The sequence below is a fragment of the Streptomyces sp. NBC_01017 genome (assembly GCF_045162795.1).
Lineage (GTDB): Bacteria > Actinomycetota > Actinomycetes > Streptomycetales > Streptomycetaceae > Streptomyces > Streptomyces machairae.
Map to the genome: position 1 here is coordinate 9392744 of NZ_CP108683.1, position 24828 is coordinate 9417571.

The 24828-nt window shown below is 70.9% G+C and carries 20 protein-coding genes and 1 pseudogene; 12 read left to right on the forward strand and 9 right to left on the reverse strand.

The annotated features are described in order from the left end of the window. Position 1 precedes the first annotated feature (1 nt). Together OG331_RS43025 and OG331_RS43030 are read right to left on the reverse strand one after the other, a co-directional pair. A complete protein-coding gene (locus OG331_RS43025) occupies positions 2–391 on the reverse strand; it encodes a VOC family protein (RefSeq protein ID WP_406207408.1) in 390 nt (129 codons plus the stop codon). Positions 392–458: 67 nt separating this feature from the next. After that, positions 459–1628: an MFS transporter gene (locus tag OG331_RS43030; protein ID WP_406210690.1), complete on the reverse strand. Its 1170-nt coding sequence runs from the start codon at positions 1626–1628 to the stop codon at positions 459–461. Positions 1629–1833: 205 nt separating this feature from the next. Here OG331_RS43030 and OG331_RS43035 point away from each other — a divergent pair, with 205 nt between their 5' ends. Continuing rightward, entirely contained in the window at positions 1834–3312 is a 1479-nt protein-coding gene (locus OG331_RS43035; RefSeq protein ID WP_406207410.1) for a glutamate--cysteine ligase, read from the forward strand. Between the two features lie 26 nt (positions 3313–3338). Here the strand turns inward: OG331_RS43035 and OG331_RS43040 are convergent, their stop codons facing one another. The 3 genes from OG331_RS43040 to OG331_RS43050 all read right to left on the reverse strand — a co-directional run bounded on the left by OG331_RS43040 (position 3339) and on the right by OG331_RS43050 (position 6120). Continuing rightward, on the reverse strand, positions 3339–4457 hold the full coding sequence (locus OG331_RS43040) for a Gfo/Idh/MocA family protein (protein ID WP_406207413.1): 1119 nt from the start codon (positions 4455–4457) through the stop codon (positions 3339–3341). Next, positions 4427–5137, reverse strand: coding sequence for a ThuA domain-containing protein (locus tag OG331_RS43045; protein ID WP_406207416.1), 711 nt, complete (start codon positions 5135–5137; stop codon positions 4427–4429). Before OG331_RS43045 ends, OG331_RS43040 begins: the two co-directional genes overlap by 31 nt. A 92-nt stretch (positions 5138–5229) precedes the next feature. Next, positions 5230–6120, reverse strand: a complete 891-nt coding sequence (locus OG331_RS43050; RefSeq protein WP_406207419.1) for a class I SAM-dependent methyltransferase — start codon at positions 6118–6120, stop codon at positions 5230–5232. 75 nt (positions 6121–6195) lie between these two features. On the opposite strand from OG331_RS43050, the gene OG331_RS43055 reads away from it, so the two are divergent. Then, the gene (locus tag OG331_RS43055; RefSeq protein WP_406207421.1) at positions 6196–6627 is read left to right on the forward strand and encodes a helix-turn-helix domain-containing protein; all 432 of its coding nucleotides are present in this window, start codon (positions 6196–6198) and stop codon (positions 6625–6627) included. Between the two features lie 21 nt (positions 6628–6648). Here OG331_RS43055 and OG331_RS43060 read toward each other — a convergent pair. Then, positions 6649–6807, reverse strand: a pseudogene (locus OG331_RS43060) (response regulator transcription factor); the annotation flags it as partial. Between the two features lie 47 nt (positions 6808–6854). On the opposite strand from OG331_RS43060, the gene OG331_RS43065 reads away from it, so the two are divergent. From OG331_RS43065 to lpdA, 4 genes are all read left to right on the forward strand, one after another. Further along, entirely contained in the window at positions 6855–7316 is a 462-nt protein-coding gene (locus OG331_RS43065; protein ID WP_406210944.1) for a hypothetical protein, read from the forward strand. Then, on the forward strand, positions 7199–10384 hold the full coding sequence (locus tag OG331_RS43070) for an amidohydrolase family protein (RefSeq protein ID WP_406207424.1): 3186 nt from the start codon (positions 7199–7201) through the stop codon (positions 10382–10384). Before OG331_RS43065 ends, OG331_RS43070 begins: the two co-directional genes overlap by 118 nt. A 173-nt stretch (positions 10385–10557) precedes the next feature. After that, entirely contained in the window at positions 10558–11415 is an 858-nt protein-coding gene (locus tag OG331_RS43075; RefSeq protein ID WP_406207427.1) for a hypothetical protein, read from the forward strand. Between the two features lie 175 nt (positions 11416–11590). After that, positions 11591–13003, forward strand: coding sequence for a dihydrolipoyl dehydrogenase (gene lpdA / locus OG331_RS43080; protein WP_406210693.1), 1413 nt, complete (start codon positions 11591–11593; stop codon positions 13001–13003). Between the two features lie 4 nt (positions 13004–13007). Here lpdA and OG331_RS43085 read toward each other — a convergent pair whose 3' ends face one another. Both OG331_RS43085 and OG331_RS43090 read right to left on the reverse strand, forming a co-directional pair. Continuing rightward, entirely contained in the window at positions 13008–13709 is a 702-nt protein-coding gene (locus OG331_RS43085) for a CPBP family intramembrane glutamic endopeptidase (RefSeq protein WP_406207430.1), read from the reverse strand. A gap of 30 nt (positions 13710–13739) precedes the next feature. Then, a complete protein-coding gene (locus OG331_RS43090; RefSeq protein WP_406207433.1) occupies positions 13740–15683 on the reverse strand; it encodes a glycoside hydrolase family 5 protein in 1944 nt (647 codons plus the stop codon). Positions 15684–15944: 261 nt separating this feature from the next. Here OG331_RS43090 and OG331_RS43095 point away from each other — a divergent pair, with 261 nt between their 5' ends. The 3 genes from OG331_RS43095 (at position 15945) to OG331_RS43105 (ending at position 19536) form a co-directional block, all read left to right on the forward strand. Further along, positions 15945–16721, forward strand: coding sequence for a class I SAM-dependent methyltransferase (locus OG331_RS43095; protein WP_406207436.1), 777 nt, complete (start codon positions 15945–15947; stop codon positions 16719–16721). Positions 16722–16856: 135 nt separating this feature from the next. Further along, positions 16857–18920 (forward strand): discoidin domain-containing protein, encoded by a 2064-nt coding sequence (locus OG331_RS43100; protein ID WP_406207438.1) that lies wholly within the window; start codon positions 16857–16859, stop codon positions 18918–18920. Positions 18921–18939: 19 nt separating this feature from the next. Next, complete coding sequence (locus tag OG331_RS43105; protein WP_363031972.1) at positions 18940–19536, forward strand: TetR/AcrR family transcriptional regulator; 597 nt, start codon at positions 18940–18942, stop codon at positions 19534–19536. A gap of 9 nt (positions 19537–19545) precedes the next feature. On the opposite strand, the gene OG331_RS43110 is transcribed toward OG331_RS43105, so the two are convergent. Further along, positions 19546–20640: an acyltransferase family protein gene (locus OG331_RS43110; RefSeq protein ID WP_406207442.1), complete on the reverse strand. Its 1095-nt coding sequence runs from the start codon at positions 20638–20640 to the stop codon at positions 19546–19548. A gap of 222 nt (positions 20641–20862) precedes the next feature. Between OG331_RS43110 and OG331_RS43115 the strand changes: the two genes are divergently transcribed. The 3 genes from OG331_RS43115 (at position 20863) to htpG (ending at position 24794) form a co-directional block, all read left to right on the forward strand. After that, positions 20863–21891, forward strand: a complete 1029-nt coding sequence (locus OG331_RS43115; RefSeq protein ID WP_406207444.1) for a hypothetical protein — start codon at positions 20863–20865, stop codon at positions 21889–21891. Between the two features lie 141 nt (positions 21892–22032). Beyond that, positions 22033–22770, forward strand: coding sequence for a class F sortase (locus tag OG331_RS43120; protein ID WP_406207447.1), 738 nt, complete (start codon positions 22033–22035; stop codon positions 22768–22770). 98 nt (positions 22771–22868) lie between these two features. Then, on the forward strand, positions 22869–24794 hold the full coding sequence (gene htpG, locus OG331_RS43125) for a molecular chaperone HtpG (RefSeq protein WP_406207450.1): 1926 nt from the start codon (positions 22869–22871) through the stop codon (positions 24792–24794). Positions 24795–24828: the final 34 nt, after the last annotated feature.

The following is a 24828-nucleotide window of genomic DNA, read 5'->3' on the forward strand; positions in this document are numbered from 1 at the left end:
TTCAGGACGGGCTGGGAAACAGGCAGAACTCGTTCCCCTCGGGGTCGGCAAGGACCCAGTGGTCCTCGTGGCGGTCCTGGACCGTCGCGCCGAGGGCGGCGAGCCGGCCGAGCTCGGCCTCCGGGTCGGTGGAGACCAGGTCCAGGTGGAGGCGGTTCTTCACGCGCTTGGGCTCCGGGACGAGCTGACACCACAGCCGAGGGCCGCCGCCACGGGGTTCGACGAGCACCGTCGGATCGTCCTCCGGGCCCGAGATGCCTTGCGCCCGCAGCCGCGCCAGCTCGGCGTCGTCGTACGGGGCGACGTAGTAACCGTCGAGGGCTGCGGCCCAGAAGCGGGCCGTCGCGGCCGGGTGGGCACAGTCGAGGACGAGGTCGTGAAGGCGTGCCATCCGGTCAGCATGGGGCCGGGGCACGGGCCGGACAACGTCCGGGTCCGGGGAGGGCGTACGGGCTCGGTCAGTTGGGCGTCGTACGCCGGGTCGCGACGCCGATGAGCGTGGCGATCGCCGCCAGTACGGCGACGCTGGTGAGGGCGACCGGCAGGGAGAACCAGTCCGCCATGAAGCCTATGGCGGGTGGTCCGAGGAGCATGCCGCCGTAGCCGAGGGTGGAGGCGGTCGCGACTCCGCTCGGTCCTGCGAGGGTGCCCGCGCGCTCGACGGCGACGGGGAAGAGGTTGGCGAGACCGAGCCCGGTCACCGCGAATCCGAGCAGCGCCGCCCACAGAGAGGGCGCGAGCGAGCCGAGGAGCATCCCGGCCACCGCGGTGGCGCCGCCCGCGACGACGGTACGGCCGTGGCCGAGCCGTTCGAGGAGGGCCGTACCGGAGAGCCGGCCGATGGTCATGGCCAGGGCGAAGCAGGAGTAGCCGATGGCGGCGACGCCGGGTGTTGCGTCCAGGTCCTGTTCGAGGTGGAGGGCGCCCCAGTCGGCCATGGCGCCCTCGCCGTAGGCCGTGCACAGGGCGATCAGGCCGAAGACGATCACCAGTCCGCGCGTCCTGGAATCCAGGCGGCGCGGGGTGTCCTTCGCGGGGCGTGAGGGGCTAGCGGCCGTCGGCGGCTCTTGGCGCAGCAGCGTACGTCCCGCCACGGCCGTCACCAGCAGCCCGATGACGGCGAGGCTCAGCAGATGCCGGGTCGGCGAGAGGCTCCCGGCGACCAGCCCGCCGAGGCCCGCGCCGACCATGCCGCCGAGGCTGAAGGCCGCGTGGAAGCTGGGCATGATGGGTCGGCGCAGGGCGGCGACCAGGTCCACGGCGGCGCTGTTGAATGCGACGTTGATTCCGCCGTAGGCGGCCCCGAAGATCAACAGGACGGCGCCGAGCGCGAGCGTCGAGTGCGTGAGCGGAGGCAGCGCCACGCTGAGGGAGAGCAGGACGGCGCAGACCACGGTGACCTCGTGGGTGCCGAAACGGCGGCAGAGCCGACCGGTGAGCGTCATGGTGAGCACGGCACCGGCGGAGACGCCGAGGAGGGCCAGGCCGAGGTCGCTGGCCGACGCGCCGGTCTGCTCCTTGATGGCGGGGATGCGGACGACCCAGCCGGCGAACAGGAAGCCGTCCAGGGCAAAGAACGTGGTCAGGGCGATGCGGAGGCGGGAGAGGTCCTGCGGGGTGCCCGGCACGGCGTTGTGCGATCGGGCTTTGTTTATTTGCGGCACAAACTCAGGCTAAGCGGGGCCGAGGGTGACGACAAGGGGGAATCGGGGGTGACGACAAGGGAGGAACCGGGAGACGGGCCGGACCGGGTCGGTGCCCTGACTGTCCCGCTGCCGCCCGAAGTGCGACGCTATGACCAGAGGTATCCGCCGAGGGGACTCGGGAGGGCGCATGGGACGTGACGTGCCGGCCCTGGTGTTCACACGGGAGGATCGCCGTCGGTACCGGGAGAAGATGCACACCTGCCTCGATGTGCTGGCGCAGATGCTGCGCGAGTCGACCTTCGAGAGCGAGCGGCCCCAGGTCGGGCTGGAGATCGAGCTCAACCTGGTGGACGACGACGGGCTGCCGGCGATGCGCAACACCGACGTGCTCCAGGCGATCGCCGACCCCGCCTGGTCGAGCGAGCTGGGCCGCTTCAATCTGGAGATCAACATTCCGCCCAGGGAGCTGACCGCCGGTGGCCCCGGCGCCTGGGAGCAGGCGATCCGTGACGCGCTCAACCACGCGGAGGACCGCGCCTCGGCCGTGGGCGCCCACCTGATCATGATCGGCATTCTGCCGACGCTGGGGGAGACGGACGTGGGCGGGCGGGCCCTGTCCGGCGATCCGCGGTACCAGTTGCTCAACGAGCAGATCTTCGCGGCTCGCGGCGAGGACCTGCGGATCACGGTGGACGGTGTGGAGCGCCTGGCGACCTACGCCGACACCATCACCCCCGAAGCCGCCTGCACCAGCACCCAGTTCCACCTTCAGGTCGCACCGAAGGAGTTCGCGGCCTACTGGAACGCGGCCCAGGCCGTCGCTGGCGTGCAGATCGCGCTGGCGGCGAACTCGCCGTACCTCTTCGGCCGGGAGCTGTGGCGCGAGACCCGTATCCCGCTGTTCGAGCAGGCCACCGACACCCGCCCGCAGGAGATCAAGGCCCAGGGCGTGCGGCCCCGGGTGTGGTTCGGGGAGCGCTGGATCACCAGCGTCTTCGACCTGTTCGAGGAGAACGTGCGCTACTTCCCGGCGCTCCTGCCGCTGTGCGACGACGAGGACCCGCAGCACGCCCTCAACCACGGCGGTGCGCCGGAACTGGGCGAACTCACGCTGCACAACGGCACGATCTACCGCTGGAACCGCCCGATCTACGCCGTCACCGACAGCGGTCCGCATCTGCGCATCGAGAACCGGGTCCTGCCGGCCGGGCCCACGGTGGCCGACATCATCGCCAACGGCGCCTTCTACTACGGCCTGACCCGCGCCCTCGTCGACGAGGACCGGCCGATCTGGACGCGGATGTCGTTCGCGGTCGCCGAGGAGAACCTCCACACCGCGGCCCGCGACGGCATCGACGCCCGCCTGTACTGGCCCGGCATCGGCGAAGTGCCGGTCGTGGAACTGGTGTTGCGACGCCTGCTGCCCCTGGCCCATCGTGGCCTCGAACTGGCAGGCCTGGACGCGGCGTGGCGCGAACCCCTGCTGGGCATCGTCGAGCAGCGCTGCATCACCGCACGCAACGGCGCCCTGTGGCAGGCGGAGACGGTGCACCAACTGGAGAAGGCCGGTGTCTCCGACCGGAGGGAGGCCCTGCGGCAGATGACCACGGCGTACATGGACTACATGCATCTCAACGCCGCCGCGCACACCTGGCCCGTGGACTGACCCCTCCCCGGGCACCGCGACCCGGTTCAGCCGGCGTCCCTCTTCGCCCCCTTCCATTCCTCCGCGGCCGTCAGGGGAACAGGAACCGGAGGCTCCGCCGAGGTGGTCAGCTCGATGCGGCGCCCCTCGGCCGACGAACGGAGCAGGGCGCTCATCGTCTCCAGCACGTGCAGGGCGATCTCGCCGTTCGCGCGGGGCGCCCGCTGCCCGTCCCCGGCGATGAAGTCGAGCAGACCGACGCCCCGGGCGCCGTCGGCGTAACCGGCCGAGGGCGGGAGGGTGCGCCACTGGGTGTCGCCGAGTTCGAAGAGCCGCACATCGCCGTCGAAGCGGTTCGGGTCCGGAACCGAGAGGGTCGCCGTCTCGCCGTGGACCTCGATCGGCGTGGCGGTGGTGGCCACGCCGTCGAAGCTCGTCGTGATCGTCGTAAGGGTCCCGCCGACGTGCTCCAGTACACCGGAGACATGACTGTCCACCTCCACCGGGATCCGCTCGCCCGCGCGTGGGCCCGACCCGATGACGCGCTCGGCACGCAGCCGGCCGGCCGCCCCGATCACGGCACGCACCGGACCCAGCAGATGGATCAGGGACGAGAGGTAGTACGGCCCCATGTCCAGCAGGGGGCCGCCCCCGGCCGTGTAGTAGAAGTCGGGGTGGGGATGCCAGCGTTCGTGCCCCGGCGTGATCATGACGGCCGTGGCGAACTGAGGGCGTCCGATGCTGCCCGCCGCCACGGCCGCGCGCGCCGTCTGGATGCCGGTGCCGAGGACGGTGTCCGGCGCGCACCCCACACCGACCCCCGCCTTTGCGGCGGCCGCCATCACGGCGTGCGCCTCGGCCAGGTCGGCGGCCAGCGGTTTCTCTCCGTAGACGTTCTTCCCGTGGCCGATGGCGCCGAGGGCGATCTCGGCGTGCGCCGCGGGGACGGTGAGGTTGAGCACCGTGTCGACGTCCGGGCTGCTCAGCAACTCCTCGACGGTCAGCGCCTCGACGCCGGGGACCTCGGCGGCGACCGCAGCCGACCGGGAGGCGTCGAGGTCGGCGACCGCGGTGACCCGCACGGCCGGATGGCCGACGAGTGTGTCCAGGTAAGCGCGGAAGATGACGCCGAGTCCTACGACGCCGACGCGGTGCGCGTCGCCCACAGCATGCCCCTCTCGATGACGGTGCGGACGTTCGGGTCCTCCAGCACGTCGAGGCTGTGCCCCGGAGTCGTCACCAGGACGCGCCCGGCACCCCATTGCCGGGTCCAGATCGCCGGCGAGGTGACGGGGCGTTGCCACGGCTGCCACGGCCGGGCGGGGTGGGTGGTGGTGGCCAGGACGTCGATCAGGTCGTCGTGGAGCACCCAGTACTGCTCGGTGTGCAGTTCGAAGTCCTCGATGCCGGCCGTGACGGGGTGGTCGCGGCCCAGCTCCGTGATGGTGACGACGTGCGGCAGGTAGTTGTCCTCCTGAACTCCCCGGCGCTCACACGGCTCCTTGCCCGGATGGGTCGCGAACTGCCCACCCACCAGATGGAGATAGTCGGAGGAGGCGCGGAACGAGTCGGCGATGCCGCCGTGCCAGCCGGTGAAGCCCGTGCCGGCCACGACCGCCGCGCCCAGTCCGGCCAGCTGCTCGGCGCTGATCTGCGACATCGTGACGCACTGCACGACGAGATCGGTGCCGGCCATCTCGGCGGCGTCGGCGTAGACCTCGGTCGACTCCTCGATCCGGACGGAGTATCCGTGGCTCCGCAGGAACGGCAGGAACAACTCCGTGGCCCGGACCGGGTCGTGCCCCTCCCAGCCGCCCCGGACCACCAGGGCCTTCTTCCGCGTCATCTCGTCCCTTCGTGAGGCCGGAGACCAGCGACATCACTATGCGCCGGGCTTCTGCCCCTCGGAAAGAGTCGACGGATTCTGCGAAAGTTTCGTTACGGCGAGGCAGGCGAGGCAGGCGACGCAGGCGAGGTCGACGGGGATGCCGCCGTGGCGCTGACCATCCAACAGGCCGACGTGAAACGGACCTCCGTGCCCTGCACAAAGCTGTCGAAGGCGGCGCGAACGGTCTCGACGACCCTTGCGCGGGTCTGGTCGTCCGCCTCGTGCAGCACCTGGCCGACCGGACCGAGGCGGGTGAAGTACCGGACCAGCTCCCGCTCGGGCAGCGTGCAGGGCACGTCGACCGGCCGGATGTCGATCCCGGCCCATCCGCTCTCCGTCAGGACGCGCTGGAGCCGGTCCGAGTCGGCGAAGGCGAACTGCCCCGGCTCGTCCGGCCGGCGCGCGGGGAGGTTCGCCAGGAGCGGCGCCGCGGCGCGCTCGGCCGTCGTCATGAACGGATTCTCGGCGGGGCCGCGCCAGACCACGCACCGGAGCGCGGCCCCGTCCTTGGCGGCGCCCCGCAGGTTCGCGAAGGCCCGGACGGGGTCGTTGAAGAACATGACGCCGAAGCGGGAGATGACGGCGTCGAAGGCGGCGGGTTCGAAGGCATGCTCCTGCGCGTCGGCCTGGATGAAGGACACCGGCGTGCCCTCCCGCTCGGCGCGCGCCCGTGCGGCGGTGATCATCGGTTCGGAAATGTCGATGCCGACGCAGCTACCCGCCGGACCGAGCAGCCGCGCCACGGCCACCGTCGTGCCACCGGTACCGCAGCCGACGTCGAGCACCTGCCCGGCCTGTCCGGCGGGCATCGCCCCGATGAGCAGCTCTTCGAACGGCCGGAGCATGTCGTCCAGCAACGCCTGCGTGTCGACCCAGGCGTTGCCACTGGCCCCGCTCCAACGGGCCGCCTGTTCGTCATCGGTCCCGCGCCTGACGTTCATGGTCGCCTCCCAGTGCTTGCGTTCATCGGGTCGGGGTGACAGCGTGCTACTTCAAGTCGACTTGAGGTCAAGCGGATGACGGACCTGGACATCGCCGAGGTGGCGCAGCGCGCCGGGGTTCCCGCCTCCACGCTGCGGTTCTACGAGGAAAAGGGGCTGATCGCCTCGACCGGCAGGCGTGGCCTGCGCCGACAGTACGATTCTGGCGTACTGGAACGCCTGGCGCTGATCGCGCTGGGGCGCACCGCCGGGTTCTCGCTCGACGAGATCGCACGCATGTTCACGCCGGACGGGCAGCCGCGTATCGACCGGCAGACGCTCTCGGCCAAGGCGGAGGAACTGGACACAAGGATCCGTGAACTGGGCGTCCTGCGGGACTCCCTGCGGCACGCCGCGGCCTGCCCCGCTCCGACTCACATGGAATGCCCCACCTTCCGCCGCCTCCTCGCGGCCGCCGCATCCGGCACTGTCGCGGTACCGAGAAAGCGGGCGCCAGGAGCGCCGTGAAGCCCCGCCAGGGTTGCAGGGTCAGATCCAGCCCTGTTCCCAGGCGCGGTGCGCGGCCGCATGGCGGGTGGGGGTGCCCAGCTTGGCCATGGCCGCGGAGAGGTAGTTGCGGACCGTGCCGGGGGCCAGGTGGACGGCGTCGGCGATCTCGGCGATCGAGGCGCCGGTGCGGGCGGCGCGCCCTCCGCGGGAGTCCCCACGGGCGGGCCACGTTCGGGGTGCAGGCCGTGGGTGCCGTCGTCTTCTGCGGGCCGGCGCCGGCGGGGCCGGCGGTGGATCCGGACCTGGGCCGGTACCTGGTGGCGGCCGGCTGGTTCTGCCACGGCGTCCGGGACTTCGTGCACCTGCGGCTCGACAAGGTCGTCTCGCGTACGTCCGCCGAATGGTGCGGAGTCATCGACGTACTCGTCGCCGTCCAACTGCTCTTCCTGGTCCAGCCGAAACGGGCGCCTCGGGTGGCCGGAAACGGCCGGGAAACGCCGGGTCAGACCCGTAACCGGGATTCGCCCCGTACGTTGCCACCAGTGGTCTCTCCTGTCCGGCACTCCAACTCCGCGCCCTGGGAGCTCTCTTGGACCCCGAAGACACCGCAGCCGCACTCCGCCTCGGCCCGCTCTCGCGCCGCAGATTCCTCCAGGCCACCGCAACCGCCACCGCAGCCGTCACCGGTCCTGCCCTTCCCACTGTGAGTACACCCGCCTTGGCCGCATCCTCCGCCGCGACCACCCTCTCCTTCACCACCGCCACGGGTGGCTCCGCGACCCTCGCCCCGTCCGGTGACCGCCTGGTCGCCGAGGTGCAGAACGTGCTCTGGTCCATCCCGCGGAAGGGCGGCACCGCCGTCCCGCTCACGCCGCCCGGCCTCGAACCCACCCGCCCGCAGTTCTCGCCCGACGGCAGCCGCCTCGTCGTCTGCGCCTACCGCGGCGGCGGCTTCCACCTCTGGACACTGCGGCCCGACGGCACCGGGCTGCGGCAGCTCACCGACGGGCCGTGGGACGACCGGGGCCCGGCCTGGTCGCCGGACGGCACCCGGATCGCGTTCGCCTCCGAGCGCGGCGGCGACACCGTGACCGGCTCTCCGTACCGCATCTGGACCGTGGACGTGCGCACCGGCAGGCTGACCCGGCTCACCGGGCGGCCCGACCAGCGGGGCTCCGGGCAGGACGCCCGCTGGGAGGACTTCGACCCCACCTGGTCGCCCGACGGGCAACGAGTGCTGTTCGTGCGGGCCGTCGTATCCGAGACCGGCACCCTCCGCGCGACCACGATCGCCGCGGTGGCCGCCGACGGCACGGGCCCGGTCACCACCGAGCACACCGACGACTCCGGCGCCCAGCTCATGACCCCCGCCGTGTCGCCCACCGGGCGCCTCGCCCACCTGCGCACCACGGCAGCGCCCGCCGCGTCCTGCACCCTCGTCGTGGACGGCACGCCGGTCGCCGTACAGGGCGACGTCCTTCCCGCCCCGCCCCGCTGGACGGACGCCGACCGACTGCTCCTCAACGTCGACGGACACTTCCGCCTGGTCGACCCGGACGCGCCGGGCGACGGCGAGGAGATCCCGTTCACCGCCACGCTGCCGGTGGACCGGCCCCGCTACCGGGGCAAGGCGTACGACTTCGAGGGCGCCGGCGCCCGTCCCGTCCGCGCGCTGCACCTGCCCGCCCTGTCGCCGGACGGCCGTAGCGTCGCCTTCGCTGCGCTCAACGCGCTGTGGACCGCCCGGACGACCGGCGGTCGCGCACCCCGCAAGGTCCTGCAAGTCTCCGCCACCCGCTATGTGCTGGCGCCGGCCTGGACGCCCGACGGCACGGCGCTGGTGTACGCCGACGACCGTGACGGACTGTTCGCCGTACGGCGCCGGGACCTCGGCTCCGGCGAGGAGACCGTCCTCGCGGAGGGCGGTCGCGTCTTCCCCGCGCTCTCACCCGACGGGACGCGGCTGGCCTGCCTGGACATGTCCGGCAACCTCGTCGTGCGCGACCTGCCCGAAGGGGCCGAACGCGTCCTCGCCGCCCCGCTCGGAGCGGGTGGGCTGCCCGGCCGCCCCAGCTGGTCGCCGGACGGCCGGTATGTGGCGCTGTGCGACCGCAACCGCCTCAACCAGCGGTTCCGCGAGGGCTACAACCTCATCCGCGTCGTCGACACGACCACCGGCACGGCGGAACTGCACGCCCTCGCCCCGCACACCTCGCTCTCCGACCGGTACGACTCCGGCCCCGTCTGGTCCCCGGACGGCCGCTGGATGGCCGTGGTGGCGGAGTCGGCGCTGTGGCTGCTGCCGGTCCGCGCCGACGGCACCCCGGACGGCGAACCGCGCCGGCTCACCACCGAACCGGCCGACCACCCGTCCTGGTCCGCCGACGCCCGCACCCTGCTCCACCTTTCCGCCGGCACCCTGCGCCTGACCGACATCCGCAGCGGTAAGACCCGTACCGTCCGCGTCCCGCTCGACTACCGCAGACCGCGTCCGGCGGACAGCGTCGTGCACGCGGGCCGCCTCTGGGACGGAACCGGAACGGACCTCCGCGAGAACGTCGACGTCGTGATCCGCGACGGCCGTGTCGCGGAGGTGTCCCCGCACCGCGCCGGCCGCCAGGCCGAACGCCGCGTCGACGCGAGCGACCGCACCGTGATCCCCGGTCTGTGGGACGCGCACACCCACCCCTGGCAGACCACGTACGGCGGCCGTCAGACCGCGCTGCAACTCGCATACGGCATCACGACGGCCGTCTCGCTGGGCGGCTTCGCCTACGAACAGGCCCGCATCCGGGAGGCGGTCGCCGCCGGCGTCCTCGCCGGGCCCCGGCTGCTGACCACCGGTGAGCTGCTCGACGGGGCGCGCGTCGCCTACAGCATGGGCCGCGCCCACCGCACCCGCGAGGGGCTGCACCGGTCGCTGGCCCGGGGTGCCGCGCTGGACTGGGACTTCGTGAAGACGTACGTACGGGCTCCAGGGTGGGTGATGAAGGAGGCCGCGGACTTCGGCCACGAGCGGCTGGGGGTGCGCAGCGGAAGTCATCTGTGCAGCCCCGGTGTGCAGCTGGGCCAGGACCTGACGACGCATTTGCAGGCGACCCAGCGGCTGGAGTTCGGCCACGCGACGTCCGCCGGGGGTCGGGCTCACGAGGACGTCGAGGAGATCTACACCGCGACCGACTTCCACCTCGTCGCCACGCCGTTCACGGCACTCGCCCTGCTGGGCGCGGACTCCGCGCTCGCGGACGACCCGCGCGTCACCGCCCTCATGCCGCCCTGGGACACGGCGCTGGTCCGACAACAGGCCGGGCAGCCGCCCAGCGAAGCCCAACTGGCCACGCTGGGGCGGGAGATGGACATCTACCGGCGCGTCCTCGCGGGCGGTGGCCTGATCGCGCTCGGCACCGACCAACCCATCGTCCCGGTCGGCCTGCATCTGCACCTCGCCCTGCGCGCCCTGCACAACGCCGGCATGTCACCGGCGGAGGCGCTGCGCACCGCGACCCTGCTGCCCGCGCGTGTCTTCGGCGCCGACGCCGACCTGGGCACCGTGGAGGAGGGCAAGCTCGCCGACCTCACCGTCGTGGACGGCGACCCGTTCACCGACTTCGCCACCCTGATCCGCACGGTGGCGGCCCTGCGCGGCGGCGTCCTCTACGAGCAGGCGGACCTGGTGGACGCCTTCGCCACCGCCACCGCCACCGAGCGCCGGGTGACGGACGACTGGCTGGAGGTGAGCCGCCAGATGCGTCGCGAGGGGTGCTGTGACCTCTGAGCAGGTCACGGTACACACACACTTCGTGAAAGATCTGCGCAGGAGTATCACTCGGGATGCACACAGCCTTTTGAAAGGATCGTTAGCGTTCTGGCCGTTCGACCCCACGTGCAGACGTGACCAGGCCGCGGCCGAGCAGAGCCGATGGCGCAGTCAACCCAGGAAGACCGCAGATGGACTACTGCTCCTCGTGCCGCCGGCATCTCAACGGGGCCCTCGTGTGCCCCGGATGCGGCGCCTATGCCCCGGACATCGCTCCCTCGACGACAGGGGGGCGCACCGTGTCGGCGGCGCCGGGCGCGGTGACGCGGAAGAACCCTGCGGTCGACACCTGGTACGACGGCTACTTCCGTGACGAGGCGGCGCCGTCCGCCGACCCGGTGACGGCGCCCGTAGCCCCGTCCGGTGCCGTGGACGGCGTACCGGCCGTCCCCGAGGGCCGGGCGGCACGGCGTCGGCAGCGGGCCCGCTGGAAGAAGAACCAGCGCCGGGCCGTGGTCGCGACCGCCGTCGCCCTGGTCGGCGGCGGCCTGACCGTCTCGGCGCTGGACCGCGGGGCCGGCGACAAGGCCCAGGCGGCCACCGCGCCGGAACGCCCGAACGTGGGTCTCCCGGAGCAGCAGCACACGGAGCTCACCCGCCCGGCGTCCACTCCGCCGGACACCCCCGACGCCCCGCGCACCGACACGGCCACGTCGAAGCCGTCCCCGACCAACGCCGCCCGGGAGTCCGTCACGGCCCCGCGCACCACGCGGGACTTCACCCGACCGGACGCGGCCGCCACTCCGAGTGCCACGGCGACGTCGGCCCCGCAGTCGCAGTCGCAGTCGCAGTCCGCCGCCACGACTCCCGGCCGAGGGAACTCCGGCGGCAGCAGCGACAGCGGCGGCACCGAGGCCGAGCAGCAGGCGCCGACCCCGACGCCGACCGAGGGCTCCGACTCGGGCACCTCCACGTCACCGACGAACCCCGCACCGGAAGCGACCTCGCCGGCGCAGCTGTGCGTGCTCAACCTCCTGTGCGTCGGCTGACCATGCCGGGGAACTGACCTGACCGCCCGAGCGCACCTCACCTGAGATCGTCGTCACCCTCCCGCATCACCACACAACCCCGTGGATGCGGTCATGCTGGAAGAAGCCGTACGCCCTCGCCCGGCGAGGGCCGGCACCAGCAGAGCAGGACGTCGTACTCAGGAAGGAACTCTCCATGGTCGAGCAGGACGAGCGCTTCGATGTCGTGGTCCTCGGAGCGGGTCCCGGCGGCTACGTCGCCGCGATCCGCGCCGCCCAGCTGGGCAAGCGGGTGGCGGTCGTGGAGGAGAAGTACTGGGGCGGCGTCTGCCTGAACGTGGGCTGTATCCCCAGCAAGGCCCTGCTGCGCAACGCCGAACTCGCGCACATCTTCACGCGCGAGGCGAAGACCTTCGGCATCAAGGTGGACGGCACGCTCTCCTTCGACTTCGGCGAGGCGTTCCGGCGCAGCCGCAAGGTCGCCGACGGCCGGGTCAAAGGCGTCCACTACCTGATGAAGAAGAACAAGATCACCGAGATCGACGGCCGCGGCACTTTCCTCGACCCGCACACCCTCCAGGTGGCCGGTTACGACGGCGAGACCCGCACCATCGGCTTCGAGCAGTGCATCATCGCCACCGGTGCCGCGCCCAAGATGCTGCCCGGCACCCGGCGCAGTGCGCGTGTGGTGACGTTCGAGGAGCAGATCCTGGCCGAGGAGTTGCCGCAGTCGATCATCATCGCGGGTGCCGGCGCGATCGGCGTCGAGTTCGCCTATGTACTGCACAACTACGGCGTGAAGGTCACGATCGTCGAGTTCCTGGACCGGATGGCCCCGCTGGAGGACGCCGAGGTCTCCGCCGAACTCGCCAAGCAGTACCGCAAGTTGGGCATCGACGTCCTGACCTCCACCCGCGTCGACGCCATCGACGAGTCCGGCGAGCAGGTGCGCGTCACGGTCACCGGCAAGGACGGCAGCCAGCAGGTCCTGGAGGCCGACAAGGTGCTGCAGGCGATCGGCTTCCAGCCGAACATCGAGGGCTACGGCCTGGACAAGACCGGCGTGACCGTCACCGAGCGCGGCGCGATCGACGTCGACGGGCGCTGCCGTACGTCCGTCCCGCACATCTTCGCCATCGGCGACGTCACGGCGAAGCTGATGCTCGCGCACGCCGCCGAGGCCATGGGCATCGTCGCCGCCGAGACCATCGCGGACGCCGAGACGATGGAGCTGAACTATGTGATGATCCCGCGGGCCACCTTCTGCCAGCCGCAGATCGCCAGCTTCGGCTACACCGAGGCGCAGGCCCGCGAGCTCGGCCACGACGTGAAGGTGGCCAAGTTCCCCTTCACCGCGAACGGCAAGGCGCACGGCCTCGGCGACGCGACCGGCTTCGTGAAACTGATCAGCGACGCCAAGTACGGCGAACTGCTCGGCGGCCACCTCATCGGCCCGGAGGTCACCGAGCTGCTGCCCGAACTGACCCTGGCCCAGCAGTGGGACCTCACCGCCCACGAGGTCGCCCGCAACGTCCACGCGCACCCGACGCTCGGCGAGGCGGTCAAGGAGGCGGTGCACGGCCTCGCCGGACACATGATCAACTTCTGACCGTTCAGCCGTCGAGCCACCAGCGGGCCGCGCCCCAGGCAAACGCGTAACCGAAGCCGTTGACCGCCCAGTGCAGGGTCATCGGCGCCAGCAGACTGCCGGAGCGGCGGCGCAGCTCGCACAGGACGACCCCGGCGACGGCCGTGGCGACGATCGCCGCGGCCACCGTCGGTGCCACACCGGCCTGGCCGTCCCCGAAGACGGACCCGACGGCGGCGTTGGAGCGGTTGATGCCACGGGACGGCATCAGGTGCCACACGCCGAACAGCAGCGACGACACGCTCGTGGCCCACGCCGTGCCGTGCCGACGCCGGATCATGGCCCACAGCACGCCCCGGAAGGCGGTCTCCTCCAGCAGCACGGTCCCGAAGGGCACCCGCACCAGCGCTCCCGACAGCATCCGCCCGAGGGACAGGTCCGCCGCCCTGCCGTCCCGGAAGGCCTCCCGCCCGGCCGGGACGGCGAGGAGGACCAGCAGGACCAGCAGGACGATCGCCACCAGGACGGGAGCCCACCGCAGTCCCCGGCGCACCCCCGCCGCGTCGAGCCCCAGGTCGGCCGGGGTGAGACCGTCCCAGCGGGCGATCATCAGCAGCACGGCCGTCGCGATCACGCAGATGACCACGTACATGGCTGGGCTCCGCGCGAGCCAGTTGTTCAGCAGGTTCGCGGCGGTGAGCACGGCAAGAGCACAGGTGATCCGCATCCGGGTTCCAGCATCCCCCGGCTGCGGCGGTCAGCCCAGTTTGCGGCAGTACAGCGCGTCGGGCGTCCGGGCCGACCCCACCCGGCCGGTGTAGGCGATGCCGGCCGCGTACTCGTCGTCCGCGCACTGGCCCTTGTAGTGCCCCTGCGCGAAGTCGCCGCCCTTGGCGGCCGGCCCCCGGTTGTCGCCCCGGTCGAACCAGACCGTACGGCCACTCGCGCCGAGTCTCCCGGCCGGGGCGGTGGCGCACAGGGCGGCGGACACGGCCGCGCCCCGGACGCTGTAGCCGATCAGGAACTGCCCCTCGGCGCACTGGAGTTTGGTGTAACCGGACGCCCAGTCCCGTCCCGCCGCGACATGCCGCTCGTCCACGACCACCTCGTGTCCGCCGGCCGGGTCCCACAGGGCGCCGGCGGTCACGTCCGAGCACAGTCCCCGGTTGCCCGTGTGGCCGAGGCCGAGCAACCGCTGTCCGTCGGGGCAGGCGGCCTTGCGGGCGCCGGAATCCCAGTCGGGCAGGGCCCGCATCCGCCGCGACCGGACGAAGTCGCCGTGGTCGGGGCTCAGCATGGACCAGTCGGCGACCGGTGCCACCGGCCCGGTGCGGCCGTCGGCCTCGACGAGCCTCGTCCAGGCGGCGGCCCGCCAGTCGTCGCCGTCGTACACGCCCATACGGCGGCCTTCGGCATCCCAGTGCAGCAGTGCCCAGCCGTTGCCCTTGCGGTCCTGGTGCCGGCCGACGAGCGGCCAGTAGGCGAAGTCGGCGTCGGTGCGGATCAGTTGGTCCACGAAGTTCTCGAACCAGGCCCGCGGTTTCTGCCCGGTCTCGTCGCGGCCCCCGACGCCGAACTCGCTGATCCAGACGGGGGCGGTGAAGTGCTGGTCCTGCTCGGCGGCCACGAAGAAGGCCTGGCGATCGAGCACCGCGATCAGTTCGGCGGGACTCAGGTCGCGGTAGCGGGGGTCGCTGGTCTCGCCCGTTCCGGTGGCGCCGCTGTGGTTCGGGCCGGTGTAGTCGTAGAAGTGGGCGGAGTACACCAGCTTGCCGGAGTCGATGAGGGTGTGCGACAGGCGGCGGGCGGGCTCCAGGGTGGGGCGCTCGTGCGGCAGGCCGTCGACGGGGATGCCGGTCCAGTTGATGCCCTCGACGACGATCAGCAGGTTCGGGTTGGCCTCCGCCAGAATGCGGTCACCGACGCGCTGGGAGGCGGCGAACCAGTCGTGGTCGTCCCCGAGGCCCCAGTTGGGGTCGTCCCAGACGTTGCGGCGCACCTCGTTGTAGAGGTCGGCGCCGACGACGCGCGGGTTGTCCCGGTAGCGACGGGCCATGAACAGCCAGTCGTTCTCCCAGGTCCCGGTGGACTGGCTCGCGTTCCAGCGTTCGTTGCCGTCGACTCCGCAGCACCAACGCGTGGTGTTGGTGTGGTTGTTGAGGATCACGGCGAGGCCGGCGGCCGTGAGGTCGCGCACGACCACGTCGTACACCTCCAGCGGCGTCCTGCCGCGCAACGAGGGGTTGGCGGTGACGGATTCGTCCGTGACGGGACGGCTGTCGTGGACCATCTCGTTGGAGAAGGGGAGCCGGACGCTGTTGATCCCGATCTCGCGGAACCCGGCGATGATCTCGGCCACTGAGGCGCGGTCCAGGCCGAGCGGTATCCGGCCGGAGTTCTCGCCGGCGTGGTGGCTCGCGTCGTCGGCCTGGTCGCCCGAGCCGCTCCAAGTGCCGCTGGCGCCATGCCAGTTGCCGGACCGCAGCTTGAAGCGGTCGCCGTCCGCGTCGACGATCCAGCGCCCCCGCGTGCTCAGCGGCGGCGTCCAGTCCTCCGCGTCGGCCGTGGCGGCGGGCGGGACGACGGCCTCGGCGGCGGCCGGCTGCTGCTCGGCCGCGGCCTCGGGCAGGGAGGCCGGCGGGACGAGGAGGAGTACGGCGGCGAGAGTCGCCCTCACCAAGGATCCGCGCACGGTCACCATCCCGACGGCTGTGTTGTCATGGCGGCGTCATCATGGTGGATGGGGTGACATTGGTCCAGTCTTTCGCGGCAGCCTCACGCGAGAGGTCGCTGGGTTCCGGCGCCGGCGCGGTTCGTGCACGGCCACCTCGTCGACGAAGGGGTCTCCCGCGCACGCCTCCTTCACCCGATGGGACCTTCCTTCATCCACTGCCCGCACCTGTGGCGCCGTGCGGCTCCGTTGAGCATCCTCGGTGGTACCGCGTCCCAGGGAGGCACACCCATGCCGGCCAAGAACCTCACCGCCGACCGCTCCGCCCTCGGCCACCGTCTCACCTACGCCCTGCGCCACCCGGGCCGCGTGCCCCGCCATCTCGTCCGCACCGCCCGGGACATGTGGCTGCGCCGCCGCCACCCGGACCACGTCTCCTACTACCGGGCCGTGATGCGGTCCGACACCCGGGCGGACCCGGACGCGGCGGTCGGCAGCCACAACCGCGAGCGATGGCTGGCGCTCGGGGCGATGCAGTTCGACTACCTCCTCGGCCACGGCCTGCGCCCCGAGCACCGGATGCTGGAGATCGGCTGCGGCAACCTGCGAGGAGGCTGGCGGTTCATCCGCCATCTGGAGCCCGGCCACTACTACGGCATCGACATCTCGCCCGACATCCTCTTCGCCGCGCAGGACACCCTCGTGGCGATGGGTCTGCAGCAGCGGCTGCCCACGCTGACCCCGGTGCGCGACCTGAGGCTGAGCTTCCTGCCCGAAGCCCACTTCGACGTGGTGCACGCCCACAGCGTCTTCTCGCACTCACCGCTCCCGGTCATCGATGAGTGCCTGGCAGGCGTGGGCCGGGTGCTCGCGCCCGGCGGCTGGTTCGACTTCACCTTCGACCGCACCGAAGGGCAGGAGCACCACGTCCTTCGGGAGGACTTCTACTACCGCACCGAGACCCTCCTGACGCTGGCCGAGAAGCACGGCCTGCGGGCCCGCTTCATGGCGGACTGGGAGGAACTCCCGCACGGCCAGTCCAAGATCCGGGTCACGCATCCGGTGTGAGCCGACGCCCCGTCATCAGGTCAACTGTCCCGGACTCTTGACTCATTGAGCAGGAGTGGCGATCCTCGTCGCACATTGTGCGAGGTCATGACAACCAGTCGACCGCGCGATCCCGCCGACCGAGGGACGTGGGCTGTGGCCAGTTCCGGACGCCCGTACCGCCGACGCAAGAACGTGACCGTGGTGTCGCTCCTCCTCTTCGTGCTGTCCATCGCGCTGGGCCCCACGCCGAGTTCGGCGGCCGGAACCGACTGGTGGAACCCGACCGCACGGCCGGCGCCGGACTCCCAGGTCAACGTCACGGGAGAGCCCTTCAAGGGGACCAACGCCCAGGGCGAAGTGCGCGGTTTCGTCGACGCGCACGACCACATCTTCTCCAACGAGGCCTTCGGCGGACGCCTGATCTGCGGAAAGCCGTTCTCCGACGCCGGCGTCGCGGACGCACTCAAGGACTGCCCCGAGCACTACCCCGACGGCTCGCTCGCGATCTTCGACTTCATCACCAACGGCGGTGACGGCAAGCACGACCCGAACGGCTGGCCCACCTTCAAGGACTGGCCCGCGCACGACTCGCTGACCCACCAGCAGAACTACTACGCCTGGGTCGAGCGGGCCTGGCGAGGCGGCCAGCGCGTGCTGGTCAACGACCTCGTCACCAACGGCGTAATCTGCTCCGTGTACTTCTTCAAGGACCGCAGCTGCGACGAGATGACGTCCATCCGGCTGCAGGCCAAGCTGACGTACGACATGCAGGCCTTCATCGACAAGATGTACGGCGGCACCGGCAAGGGCTGGTTCCGCGTCGTCACCGACAGCGCGCAGGCCCGTGAGGTCATCGAACAGGGCAAGCTGGCGGTCATCCTCGGCGTCGAGACCTCCGAGCCCTTCGGCTGCAAGCAGATCCTCGACATCGCGCAGTGCAGCAAGGAGGACATCGACAAGGGCCTGGACGAGCTGCATGCGCTGGGCGTGCGCAGCATGTTCCTGTGCCACAAGTTCGACAACGCCCTGTGCGGGGTCCGCTTCGACTCGGGCTCGCTCGGAACGGCCATCAACGTCGGCCAGTTCCTGTCGACCGGCACCTACTGGAAGACCGAGACCTGCAAGGGTCCGCAGCACGACAACCCCATCGGCAACGCGGCGGCGGCCGCAGCCGAGGCGAAGCTCCCGGCGGGCGAGGAGGTCCCCTCGTACAGCGCCGACGCACAGTGCAACGTCAGAGGGCTCACACATCTCGGCGAGTACGCCGTACGGGGCATGATGGACCGCGGCATGATGCTGGAGATCGACCACATGAGCGTCAAGGCCGCAGGCCGGGCGCTCGACATCTTCGAGTCCGCGTCCTACCCCGGCGTCCTGTCCTCCCACAGCTGGATGGACATGGACTGGACCGAGCGGGTCTACGGTCTCGGCGGCTTCATCGCCCAGTACATGCACGGCTCCGACGGCTTCATCTCGGAGGCCAAGCGCACCGAGGCCCTGCGCGACAAGTACGGCGTCGGCTACGGCTACGGCACCGACATGAACGGCGTCGGCGGCTGGCCGGGCCCGCGCGGCGCGGACGCCCCGAACAAGGTGACGTACCCGTTCAAGAGCGTCGACGGCGGCTCCGTGATCGACCGGCAGACCACCGGCGAGCGCACCTGGGACCTCAACACCGACGGCGCCGCCCACTACGGCCTCGTCCCCGACTGGATCGAGGACATCCGCCGCGTCGGCGGCCAGGACGTGGTCGACGACCTCTTCCGGGGCGCCGAGTCCTACCTCGACACCTGGGCGGCCTCCGAGAACCACGAGGCCGGGGTCAACCTCGCCCGCGGCGCGAGCACGTCCGCCAGCTCCTCGGAGTGGAGCCTGTTCACGAGCTACCAGCCGGGGCGGGCCGTCGACGGCGACGGCGGTACCCGCTGGGCGAGCGACTGGAACGACGACCAGTGGTACAAGGTCGACCTCGGCTCCACCCGCGTGGTCAAGCGGGTCACCCTGGACTGGGAACGCGCCTACGCGAAGTCGTACCGCATCGAGCTGTCCACCGACGGATTGAACTGGCGGACCGCCTGGTCCACGACAGCCGGTGACGGCGGCCTGGACACCGCCCGGTTCAGCGGCACACCGGCAAGGTACGTTCGCGTCCAGGGGCTGGACCGAGGCACCGACTGGGGCTACTCCCTCCACGAAGTCGGCGTCCACAGCGGCTGACACCCACGAGAGGGGCTCCATGGCACGGTTGCCGTCCGCCGAGCGGCGGCGACAGCTCACCGAAGCGGCGATCAGGGCGATGGCCCGGGACGGCGTCCCCAGGACGACCACCCGGTCCATCGCCGCCGAGGCGGGCGTCTCGCTCAGCGTCTTCCACTACTGCTTCGACTCCAAGCAGGAGCTGATCGAGTCCGTCATCACCACCATCACCGGGCACTACGTGACGGTGGTGAAGGAGGCCCTACAGCCCCGGGCCACCCTCGAGGAGACCGTCCGGGCCGGCTTCGAGGCGTACTGGGACCACGTCCGCGCCCATCCGGACGAGCACATGCTCACCTACGAGCTTGCGCAGTACGCCCTGCGCCAGCCCGGCTTCGAGCACCTGGCACGCCGCCAGTACGAGCTGTACGCCGAGACCTACGCCGAGCTCATCGAGCAGCTGCGGCAGACCATGGGCGTCCGGCTGCGCGTACCCGTCCCGGTACTGGCCCGCTATCTGGCCGCCATGACCGACGGCCTCACGCTCAACTACCTGGTCCTCGGCGACGACGCGGCCTGGACCGGCATCCTCGACACGGTCACCGCGCACATCGCCGGGCTGGTGTGCGAGACCTGACGGGGGCGGTCACCCCGGTACGGCTGCCCGACCGCGGGCCTCCTCCTTCGCGTCCCGCCGGAAGAGCCACCGCATGTCCGGCTCCACCGCGAACCGCAGTGCCCGCCGCACCGGGGGAGTGCACAGCACGGTCACGACCACCGCTGCGACGACGCCGACGACGACCGGGCCGATGGGCTGCTGCATCCAGGCGGGGTCGTACCAGCCGAAGTACTTGGAGGCCTGGGCGACGAACCCGTGCAGCAGATAGCCGTACAGGGTGCCCACGCCCAGCACCGTGCACCACAGCCGCCGCCCGGGCACCCAGGCGAGGAAGCAGGCCACCAGGACCAGCGAGCAGGCGAACAGGACCGGCGTCATCACGGCCCCGTACCACTGGGGCGCGCCCAGCTCCTCGGCACTGTCGCGGTGGTAGAACCAGGCCCCGGCCATCCGCGGCACCGCCCAGTACGCCACCACGAACGCGCCCGCGAACACCGGCACGGCCGCGATCCGCACCGCTCGGCGTCGCACCATCCGGAAGTGCTCCGGGCGCAGCAGCAGCCCCAGCACGAAGTACGGCAGGAACTGCAGGGTGCGCTGGAGGTCGAGGTCGTTGCCGATGGACGGCGAAAGGGTGGCCAGCATCGCCACGGCGAGCGCCAGCGGCAGCGGCATGCGCACCCGCCGCCACAGCGGTGCGCTGAGCCGCCACAGGAAGAGGGACGCGAGGAACCACGTCAGATACAGCGGGTCCAGCAGGCTGATCGGGCGGTCCGGCTCCTGGTCCGTCCACCTGGTGAACAAGGTGTACGCCGTCTCGAAGACGACGTACGGGACGACGAGACCGGTCACCAGCCGTCTGAGCTGCTGCGGGCGGCCGTCGAAGCTGCGGGAGAAGTACCCGGAGATCACGATGAACGCCGGCATGTGGAAGGCGTACACCAGCATGTACAGCGCGTTGACCGTCCGGCTGCCGTCCCGCAGCGGTTCCCACGCATGGCCGACCGCCACCAGGACGATCGCCGCGTACTTGGCGTTGTCGAAGAAGGCGTCCCGCTGTTTCGAAGGCGCAGGTGGCAGGGCCGTGGCAGGCGCGGGAGCCGTGACGGTGTGATTCGGCATCCCACGCGTCTCACCACTTATGGCTCCGGCAAACCTCCGCGGACGGCCACGGCCCCCCGGGCGCCGGGGGACGGCGTCATAGGGCCGTAGGGGTGTGGTCGTAACCCGTGTGATCGCTCCGAATGGTGCGACCCGAGGGATTGGCTGACGGTGGATCACGTCAGGCCTGGCTCCAGTGGTGATGAAGCGTCAGCCGCCCAGGCCGTGACGGAAGGACTCACTATGCGCTCTGTCCGCATGCTGCTCGCCACCGCGACGGCCACGGCCGCTCTGGCGATCGCACCCGCCGCCTACGCCATCACGACGGGCGACTGGGACCAGGAAGACACCACCCACAGCAAGGATCACGACAGCGACTCCCACAGCAAGGACCACGAGGAGGAGTCCTCCGGCAAGAAGCACGAGGACAACTCCTACAGCAAGGAGCACGACGAGGAGAGCAAGCACGACGAGCCGCGTGGCGGAGTCCACACGGGTGGCGGAGCGCTTGCGGCCCTGTTCAAGGGCGACGACTGGGGCGGGGACAAGGAGAAGGACGGCTCGGACGGCTACAAGGACAAGGACGAGGAGGGCAAGCACGACAAGGAGGGGAAGCACGACGAGGGGAGCAAGTACGACGAGGAGAGCAAGCACGAGAAGCCGCACGGTGGGGTGCACACGGGTGGCGGAGCGCTTGCGGCCCTGTTCAAGGGCGACGACTGGGGCGGGGACAAGGAGAAGGACGGCTCGGACGGCTACAAGGACAAGGACGAGGAGGGCAAGCACGACAAGGAGGGGAAGCACGACGAGGGGAGCAAGCACGACGAGGAGGGCAAGTACGACGAGGAGGGCAAGTACGACGAGGAGAGCAAGCACGAGAAGCCGCATGGTGGGGTGCACACCGGTGGCGGAGCGCTTGCGGCCGTGACCAACGGTGATGACTGGGGCGGCGACAAGGACCCGAAGCACGACCCGGACAGCTACCGCAGCAAGGACGAGGGACACGGCGACCACGACAAGGGCTCGTGGAAGGAAGAGGAGCACGGCGACGACTCGTGGAAGGGCGACCACGAGAACGACTCGTACGGCGGCGACCACGACAAGGAGTCGTGGGGTGGTGGCGACCACGACGGGCCGCGCGGCGGTATGCACACGGGCGGTGGCGGTCTCGCCTCGTCGGGTGTCACCGCGGGCGGTCTGGCCGTGCTCGGTGCCGCCGGCGCCGGCATGTACGCGCTCCGTCGCAAGAAGGCCGCCGGATCCGTGGCGTGACCGATTGCCCGATGACCTAGCCGCTGTGGCCGCCGCACGTGCGCCGTGCGTCGCGGCGGTCCCGCGGGTCGTCCCCCCTGTCCTCCTTGTATGTCTCCGTCCTGCTGTGTCCGCTGCCGTGCCCGAGTGAGGTGGTGCCCCATGGCCGCCGGCTGTCCCTCGTCCCCCGAGAACGACCCGGCCCGTTCCGACACCGGTTCCGCGACCCGGCGGATAAGGCGTGCGGCCGCGGTGACGTTCTGGAGCGTGGTCGCCGTCCTGGTTCTGGTGGTGACCCTGCCCGGAGCCCAGGACGGGGCATCCGAGGGCGGCCGTGCGCAGCAGGCCCTGCCGGCGGTCGGACCGCAGGTTCCGGGGGCGGCGGAATCCCATGCCCCACCGGGTGCCAGGTCGGACTCGCCGGCCCGGCGCCCCGTGGGCAAGCATCTGGCGCGGTCCCGGCCGGTGCGTCTGCTCATCCCCAAGATCTCGGTCGACGCGCCCTTCACCGACCTCGCCATCGGCAGTGCCGGCCGGCTCAACCCTCCGCCGGCCCATGACACCAATCTCGTCGGCTGGTACGCCAAGGGGGCGTCCCCCGGTGAGACGGGCACGTCGATCATCGCCGGCCACGTGGACACGGCCACGTCCGCCGCGGTCTTCGCGAGCCTGAGCGAGCTGCAGAAGGGGGACCGCTTCCAGGTGCTGCGGGCCGACGGGCGCAAGGCGTCCTTCGTGGTCGACAGCGCGGAGACCTTCGACAAGGACACCTTCCCCAGTGAGCGCGTGTACCGCGACACCGCCCGGGCCCAGGTCCGGCTCATCACCTGTGCGGGGGACTACGACCGTCAGGTGAGGGACTACACCGCCAACCTGGTCGTCTTTGCCCACCTCGTCTGAACCACTACCTTCCGTATCACGCCACTCCGCGCTGACCTCGTGTCTTACAGTGACTGCGACCAGTTCCGGTGACAGATCCTGTGAGGTAGTCGCACACCATGCCGACCGAGACGTTTGAGTTCCAGGTAGAGGCCCGTCAGCTGCTCCAGCTGATGATCCACTCGGTCTACTCGAACAAGGATGTCTTCCTGCGGGAGCTCGTCTCCAACGCATCCGACGCGCTCGACAAGCTGCGCCTGGAGAAGCTGCGGGACGACGCCCTGGACGCCGATGTGTCAGATCTGCACATCGAGATCGACGTCGACAAGGAGGCCCGCACCCTCACGGTGCGGGACAACGGCATCGGGATGTCGTACGACGAGGTGGGCAAGCTCATCGGCACCATCGCCAACTCGGGAACGGCCACCTTCCTCCAGGATCTGAAGGAGGCCAAGGACGCGGCCGGGGCGGAGGGGCTGATCGGCCAGTTCGGCGTCGGCTTCTACTCCGGCTTCATGGCGGCGGACGAGGTGACGCTGGTGACCCGGCGGGCCGGCGAGAGCCAGGGCACCCGCTGGACCTCGCGCGGCGAGGCCACGTACACGCTGGAGACGGTCGCCGACGCACCGCAGGGCACGTCGGTCACGCTCCACCTCAAGCCCGCCGACCCCGAGAACCAGCTCCACGACTACACCTCGCCCTGGAAGATCAGGGAGATCGTCAAGCGGTACTCGGACTTCATCACCTGGCCGATCCGGATGGTCCCGGAGGCTGCCGCCCCGAGTGACGGTGACGCCGAGGGCGACGGGGACACCGCGCCCGAGCCCGAGACGCTGAACTCGATGAAGGCCCTGTGGGCGCGTTCGCGCGACGAGGTCTCCGACGACGAGTACCACGAGCTCTACAAGCACATCAGCCACGACTGGCGCGAGCCGCTGGAGACGATCCGGCTGCAGGCGGAGGGCACCTTCGAGTACCAGGCCCTGCTGTTCGTCCCCTCCCACGCCCCGCAGGACCTGTTCGCGCGCGACTTCAAGCGCGGCGTCCAGCTCTATGTGAAGCGCGTCTTCATCATGGACGACTGCGAGGCGCTGCTGCCGCCCTACCTCCGCTTCGTCAAGGGCGTCGTCGACGCGGCCGACCTGTCGCTGAACGTCTCCCGCGAGATCCTCCAGCAGGACCGGCACATCCGGATGATGCAGCGCCGGCTGACGAAGAAGGTCCTGTCCACGGTCAAGGAGTTCATGACCAAGGACTCCGACCGCTACGCCACCTTCTGGCGGGAGTTCGGCACCGTCGTGAAGGAGGGCCTGCTCACCGACACCGAGAACCGCGACGCCATCCTCGCCGTGTCGTCCTTCGCCACCACTCACGCCGACGACGAGCCGACCACGCTGGCCCAGTACGTCGAGCGGATGAAGGACGGCCAGGACGACATCTACTACATCACCGGCGAGTCCCGGCAGAGCATCGAGAACTCCCCGCACATGGAGGCGTTCCGCGACAAGGGCATCGAGGTCCTGCTGCTCACCGACCCCGTCGACGAGGTGTGGGTCGACGCCGTGGGCGAGTACCGGGGCAAGGGGCTGCGCTCCGTCACCAAGGGCGAGATCGACCTGGCGGCCGACGGCGACGAGAAGGCCGGCGAGGAGCGCGAGAAGCAGGCCGAGGACTACGCCGGTCTGCTCGGCTGGATGCGGGAGCAACTGGACGAGGACATCAAGGAGGTGCGCCTGTCGGCTCGGCTCACCGTCTCCGCGGCCTGTGTCGTCTCGGACTCGCACGACCTGACGCCGGCCCTGGAGAACATGTACCGCGCGATGGGCCAGGAGGTGCCGCGGACCAAGCGGATCCTGGAGCTCAACCCCGGACACCCGCTGGTGAAGGGCCTGAACCAGGCGTACAAGGAACGCGAGGACCGCGCCGAGCTCGCCGAGTCCGCCGACCTGCTCCACACGCTTGCGGTGCTCGCCGAGGGCGGTCAGCCGAAGGACCCCGCGCGGTTCGTGAAGCTGGTCGCGGACCGTCTGGAGCGCACCCTGTAGGCGGTGCGCCGTAGGCCATGTGGTCGTGTGCGCG